The organism is bacterium (assembly GCA_030655055.1).
GTDB lineage: Bacteria > Edwardsbacteria > AC1 > AC1 > EtOH8 > UBA5202.
Map to the genome: position 1 here is coordinate 1 of JAURWH010000209.1, position 6,740 is coordinate 6,740.

Consider the following 6,740-nt stretch of genomic DNA (forward strand, 5'->3'; position numbering starts at 1 on the left):
GTGAGGTATCGCCCGCTCTGCAAGGGTTGATCCATCCAATGGGACAAGTATGCGGTTAAACATAGGGGTTACTCCATTCCAGATGAGGAGTGCGTTAATATGGACACATGCCGTTCTTAGTCCCGTGGTACAAATTTGAGACTTATGAATGACAGGGAAACGGCAAATTTTTTGTCAATTAACTTTACAAAAGATTTACTATTAATGTCCCTGATACACCCTGAATAAATACAAAATCAAATGAAAAATACCGGTTACATACTGCAATACTGGTTGCTGAATATTCTGGGATGGTGGGTCAATCTTTTACCCGAGAAAGCCGCTTTGAACTTCGGGGCGGGGCTGGGCAATTTAGCTTTTACCATGGGCATACGCCGCAAAGTGGCCCTGGAAAATCTGATGCGGGCCTTCCCCCAAAATGGTGACAGTCAAAACCGGGAAATAGCGCTCAGCCTCTACCAAAATCTGGGGAGGAATCTGATGGAGCTTTTGCGGTTCAAAACGTCGGATTGTGCCAGCGTTAAGAACAAGGTGGACCTGAGGAATACCGAATACTTTGACCAGGTCGTAAAAGCGGGCCGGGGAGGGATACTGGTCAGCGGGCATTTCGGGAACTGGGAGGTTCACGCCGCCGCCATCGCCAACAGCGGTTACCATTTTTCAGTGGTGGTCTATCCCCAGCACAACAAATATGTGGACGAAGCGCTCAATTCCCTGCGCCGTTCCAAGAACGTCAATATCATCTTCAAAAAAGACGCCACCCGGGAAGTATTGAAGGCTTTGCGGCAAAACCATTTTGTGGCCATGCTTTCCGACCAGGATGCAGGAGCGGACGGAGTCTTCGTTGATTTCCTGGGCCAAAAAGCCTCCACCACCAAGGGCCCGGCCATCTTTGCCCTCAAGACCGGAGCGGCCATCATCACCGGGGCCATCGTCCGGCAGCAGGGAGGAAGGCACACTGGTTATCTCAATCCGCCGTTCCATGCCGATCCCAAGAATGAGAAGGAGGCAGAGATCCTGCGTCTGACCACTATTTTCACCGCCCAACTGGAGGAATATGTAAGACGGCATCCCGATCACTGGTACTGGGTGCACAAAAGATGGAAGACCAAACAGGTTGCCTCAAAATCTAACAATCAAAAGTGATCGGCGGGAGTCAAGTGAAAAATATAGTAAATCCGTTGTCGCCCGAAACATATACCCAGCGCCTGCGGTCCCGGGAAGAGGACATTCGGGGGCCGTATTTCCGCGACCAGACTGCCATCATCCATTCCATGCCCTTCCGCCGGCTTAAGCACAAGACCCAGGTGTTCTTCTCTCCCGACAATGACCACGTCTGCACCAGAATGGAGCACACCCTGCACGTGGCCACCATCGCCGCCGCCATCTGCCGGGTGCTGGGCCTGGATGTGGACCTGGCCCAGGCCATCTCTTTGGGTCATGACCTGGGCCATGCCCCTTTTGGGCACCGGGGCGAGGAGGTGCTGGACGACCTGTTAAAGGATCACGGCGGGTTCAACCACGAACTTTACGCCCTGCGGGTGGTGGACAGCCTGGCCAACGACGGGGCCGGGCTAAACCTGACCTACGGGGTGCGGGACGGGATAATCTGTCATTGCGGGGAGAAATACGAAAAACAGATCCAGCCCCGCCGGGAAAGGATAGACCTGAACAGCATCCGGAAACTGGGGGTCTATCCCGGAACCTACGAGGGCTGCATAGTCAGGATGTCCGACAAGATCAGCTATCTGGGACGGGACATCGAGGACGGCATCCGGGCCGGGATCATCAACGAGGACGAAGTCCCGGGAAATATCCGGGAAATACTGGGCCGCAAGAACGGCGAGATCATAGACACTTTGGTCAACGATCTGATCGCCGAATCACAAAAGACGGGAGACATCTCCTTTTCCGCCAGCAATTACCAGCTGATGCGGGCTTTATACGATTTTAACACGGAGAACATATACCGATCGGCTCCGCTGGAAGAGTACGGAATGTTCTGCGAAAAGATATTGCGGACACTATTTGAAGAGTTGAACCGGGTCTACCTGCACTTCGGCCGCGATTATCCAAAATATGACAGCGATCCCGTGCCGTTGTTCCGCCGCTTCGGGAGGCATGTCCAGAAGCTGTCCGGGTTTTACGAACTGGAAAAGACCCCGGCCCAGGTGATAGTTAGTGATTACATCGCCGGGATGACCGACAGCTATGCGCTGGCCTGCGTCCACGAGGTGTTCATCCCCGAGCCCATAAAATTCGACCTTCCACGGTCCTCTAACTAAAATAAACAATCAGAGATGACATGACAGCCTCACCACATTTGACCCTGGAACAAGTGGCCCAGATGCTGCTGAAGTGCGGACTGATCACCCCCGACCAGCACCGGGAGATATTGATCAAAGTCCCGGCCCAGCGGGCCAAGCTCCAGAAATATCAGGAGTCGGCCTACAGCCGCAGGCTGCACCAGGCCGCCAACATCATCACTCCGGCCGAGGTCATCTCCTCGCTCAATATCCAGGTTCAGGGGCAGCCGGGCCGGTACCTGACCGAGGACATGATCACCCTGGCCGTGGCCCAGGAACTTAAGATCCCCTACCGCAAGATAGATCCGCTTAAGCTTCAGCTGGACGTGGTCACTTCCCACGTGGCCCGGCCCTATGCCATCCGCCATTTGATCGTGCCGCTGGAAGAGGAATCCGGCACCGTGACCATGGCGGTGGCCGACCCCTCCAACCTGGAGATCCTGGAATCTTTGGAAACCGCCCGGAATATCAAGATCAAGCTGGTGCTCAGCTCCAAAACCGACATCCTGAAGATCGTCCGCGAGTTCTACGGCTTCCGGGCCTCGGTCCGGGCGGCCGAGGTTGACCGGATATCCTCGGAAGAGCTCAATAACCTGGAGCAGTTCGTCAAGCTGAAGGGGCAGGAGGAGATCGAGGCCAACGACCAGCACGTCACCAGCGCGGTGGAATACCTGCTGCACTACGCCTTTGAACAGCGGGCCAGCGACATCCACATCGAGCCCAAGCGGGACAAATCATACATCCGTCTCCGGATCGACGGGGTGCTGCATTACATTTACACCATCCCCCGCAACCTGCACGCCCCGATCATCTCCCGGATCAAGATCATGTCCAGGATGAACATCGCCGACAAGCGGAGGCCCCAGGACGGCCGGATCAAGACCAGCTACGCCGGCAAGGACATCGAACTGAGGGTCTCCACCGTGCCGGTAACTTTTGGGGAAAAGGTGGTGATCCGGATCTTTGATCCCGAGATCCTGATGCAGGACCTGGACCATCTGGGATTTTACCCCCGGGAATACCAGACCTACAACGCCTTCATCCGGCGGCCCAACGGCATCATCCTGGTGACCGGGCCCACCGGCTCGGGCAAGACCACAACTTTATACTCCTCGCTAAAAGCCCTGTCCTCGCCAGAGGTCAACATCATCTCGGTGGAGGACCCGATAGAAATGGTGATCGAGGAGTTCAACCAGATCGGGGTCCAGCCGGCGGCCGGGGTCACCTTCTCCACCATCCTGCCCAGCATCCTGCGCCAGGACCCGGACATCATCATGGTGGGCGAGATCCGGGACCGGGAAACGGCCGAACACGCCATTCAGGCGGCTTTGACCGGGCACCTGGTGCTTACCACTTTGCATACCAACGATGCCCCTTCGGCCATGGTCCGGCTGCTGGACATTGGCATCCCCTATTACCTGATATCTTCCACCGTGATCGGAGTGATGGCCCAGCGCCTGGTGCGCCGGATCTGCCCCAACTGCCGCCGGGAGCGGTTGTCCAGCCCCGAGGACTTTGAGGGATTTCCCGCCGGGGAGCGCCCGGACAAGATCTATTATGGCGAGGGCTGCGTGGACTGCCGGGGAACGGGCTACAAGGGCCGGATCGGGATATTTGAAGTGATGGAGATGACCGATAATTTGAAATCTGTTTTGACCACCAATACCGTTAATCTGAACGATATCTACCGGGCCGCCGCCGCCGATGGAATGGTTTCACTAAAACAGGTGGCTTTGCAGAAAATGCTGGAGGGCTTGACCACCTACGAAGAAGTGATCTCGGTAAGCGGTTGAAAGTAATAAAATATGAGCAACAACGATCATTTAATAGACGATAATGGATGCTTCGCCTGCGGAAACAATAATCCCGACGGCCTGCAATTGAAGTTCACCTACCCGCTGCCGGGAACCTGCCGGGCCGAGTTCGTGCCTGAGCAGAAATACCAGGGCTGGAAGGGCATACTGCACGGAGGCATCATCTCCACGCTTTTGGATGAGGCCCTGGCCCATGCAGTAGGCGGGGCGGAAGGAGGAGGCGGGGCCTCCGAAGCGGTGACCGCCGAGCTGACGGTCAGGTTCAAAAAGCCGGTCAGGATCGGCAGCAAGGTCGTCCTTTCTGGCAAGGTGGAAAAAGACAACGGGAAAATAGTTGAAGCCAGTTCCGAGCTTACTGATGAAACGGGTCTGGTGCTGGCCAGCGCCCGGGGCAAACTGGTGAGGCCCCATAAATGAATGTTTCCAACGGCCTGGAATTCATCACCGACATCCAGATATACCAAAAGGTGCTACAGGAAGAGATCCCCAAGGCCCGAAAGTTCCTGTGGCTGGCCACCTCGGACCTGAAAGACCTTTATGTGGCCGAAGGCAAGCGGATGGTGCCTTTTTTGAAGGTGTTATCAGAACTTTACCAAAGCGGCGTGGAGCTGAGGCTGATCCACGCCAAGGAACCGGGGCCGAACTTCCGGAAGGATTTTGACCGCTATCCCTCACTGATAGAGGGTTTGGAGAGACTGCTTTGCCCCAGGGTCCATTTTAAAACGGTGATAGTTGACGGAAAGTTTGCCTATTCCGGCAGCGCCAACCTGACCGGGGCCGGGATGGGGGCCAAATCTGACAATAGAAGAAATTTTGAGTCAGGTTTCATCACTACGGAGAAAGACCTGGTGAACAGGATAATGAAACAGTATGATGAATTATGGATGGGAAAACACTGCCAGCCCTGCCAGCGGAAAGTATATTGTACAGAATACCAGGACATTCTGGATCAAAGATAAAACATGATTGATTCTTTAAACTCTTTGCCTGGCCGCAAAGCATATATCGTTTCGCTGGGCTGCTCCAAGAACAGGGTGGATACCGAGATCATGATCGGCCAGCTCTTTCGGGCCGGGTATAGGATCACCGGAACGCTGAGCCAAGCCGACGCAGTCATCGTGAATACCTGCGGTTTCCTGCAGGAGTCCGTGAATGAGGCCTTGTCCGAGCTGGCGGCCCTGGCCGGGCACAAGAAAAAGACCGGCTTCCGGCTGGTGGCCACAGGCTGTCTGGTGCAGAGGATGGGACAGGAACTGTTGCGCGAAATCCCGGAGATCGACTCCCTGGTCGGAGTGCATGGCTACAAGGACATCGTTTCCGCCGTAACCGGAAAAAAGAAACTGTCCGTCTCCAAAACCGCTTGTGATCATCCAGTGTCATTCTACCGTAACCGCATTATGACCACCGGGCCGGGCTGGGCCTATCTCCGCATAGCCGACGGCTGCAATAATAATTGCTCCTATTGTCTGATCCCCAAGATAAGAGGGAGGTTCCGCAGCCGGACAATGGCTGATATCGTAGCTGAAGCCGGGATACTGGCAAGCCAAGGCGTCAAAGAGATCAACCTGATCGCCCAGGATACCACCAATTACGGCTTAGATCTGTATGGTGAAAGAAAACTGGGGGATCTGCTGCTGCTGCTGGACAAGGTCAAGGGTTTGGAATGGGTCAGGGTGCTGTATACCCATCCGGCCCATTACGATCAAAAACTGATCCGGGCCCTTAAACAAAGCTCCAAGACCGTAAAATATCTGGACATTCCCCTGCAGCACAGCGAGAACAGGGTGCTAAAATCCATGCACCGCGGAACTGATCGGACAAAAGCAGAATCACTTATCTCTGAGCTGCGGAAAGAACTGCCCGGTCTGGCAATAAGAACGACATTCATGACCGGCTTTCCGGGTGAGACAAAAACAGAATTCAATTCCCTGCAGGATTTCATTTTCCGGCAGAAATTCGAGAAACTCGGGGCCTTTGCCTTTTCTCCGGAGCCGGGCACCAAAGCTTTTAAGTTAAGCAAACAGGTGGGCCTTTTGCTCAAGCAAAGGCGGCTCCATGAGCTGATGTCCTTGCAGCGTAAGATCTCAGGCAGCTGCAACAGGGCCCGGATCGGCCAGGTATGCAGGGTATTGGTGGAAGGGCCGGTGATAAAAGGATCCCCCGTTCCCTACAAAACGGGATATAGTTATTACGGCCGCAGTTATGCCGAGGCCCCGGAGGTGGACGGCAAGGTGTACATTAAAACAGGCAAGAAACTGATCCCGGGAAGTTTTGTCCAAGTCAGGATCGAACGGGTCTGGGATTACGATCTGGGCGGAATCATCGATCCACATTAAATTACGGAAGTTAAATCTCATGACCATAGCATTGATCTTCTTTTTATTCGGACTCGTTTTTGGTTCTTTTGCCAATGTCTGCATCTGGCGGATCCCCCGCAAGGAGGAGGTGGCACTTAAGCCATCGCACTGTCCGGACTGCGGCGCCGCCATCAAATGGTATCAGAATATCCCAGTCCTCAGCTATCTGCTCTTGCGGGGTAGGTGTCAGCAGTGCCAAAAGAAGATCTCGGTGCAATACCCGTTGGTGGAGCTGTCGGGAGGCCTGCTTTTTGCCGCCGCTT

7 protein-coding genes are annotated in these 6,740 nt (G+C 54.7%); all 7 read left to right on the forward strand.

All coding sequences use genetic code 11. The annotated features are described in order from the left end of the window. Positions 1-240 precede the first annotated feature (240 nt). Entirely contained in the window at positions 241-1,146 is a 906-nt protein-coding gene (locus tag Q7U71_09690) for a lysophospholipid acyltransferase family protein (protein MDO9392029.1), read from the forward strand. A gap of 14 nt (positions 1,147-1,160) precedes the next feature. Beyond that, positions 1,161-2,285, forward strand: coding sequence for an HD domain-containing protein (locus tag Q7U71_09695; protein MDO9392030.1), 1,125 nt, complete (start codon positions 1,161-1,163; stop codon positions 2,283-2,285). 20 nt (positions 2,286-2,305) lie between these two features. Further along, positions 2,306-4,099: a GspE/PulE family protein gene (locus tag Q7U71_09700; protein ID MDO9392031.1), complete on the forward strand. Its 1,794-nt coding sequence runs from the start codon at positions 2,306-2,308 to the stop codon at positions 4,097-4,099. 12 nt (positions 4,100-4,111) lie between these two features. Beyond that, positions 4,112-4,537: a PaaI family thioesterase gene (locus Q7U71_09705; protein ID MDO9392032.1), complete on the forward strand. Its 426-nt coding sequence runs from the start codon at positions 4,112-4,114 to the stop codon at positions 4,535-4,537. Then, positions 4,534-5,079: a phospholipase D-like domain-containing protein gene (locus tag Q7U71_09710; protein MDO9392033.1), complete on the forward strand. Its 546-nt coding sequence runs from the start codon at positions 4,534-4,536 to the stop codon at positions 5,077-5,079. The genes Q7U71_09705 and Q7U71_09710 overlap by 4 nt, the downstream gene beginning before the upstream one ends. A gap of 3 nt (positions 5,080-5,082) precedes the next feature. After that, positions 5,083-6,456, forward strand: coding sequence for a 30S ribosomal protein S12 methylthiotransferase RimO (gene rimO, locus Q7U71_09715; GenBank protein MDO9392034.1), 1,374 nt, complete (start codon positions 5,083-5,085; stop codon positions 6,454-6,456). A 19-nt stretch (positions 6,457-6,475) separates the two neighbouring features. Next, the coding region (locus tag Q7U71_09720) for a prepilin peptidase (GenBank protein ID MDO9392035.1) at positions 6,476-6,740 on the forward strand (265 nt) is incomplete at its 3' end.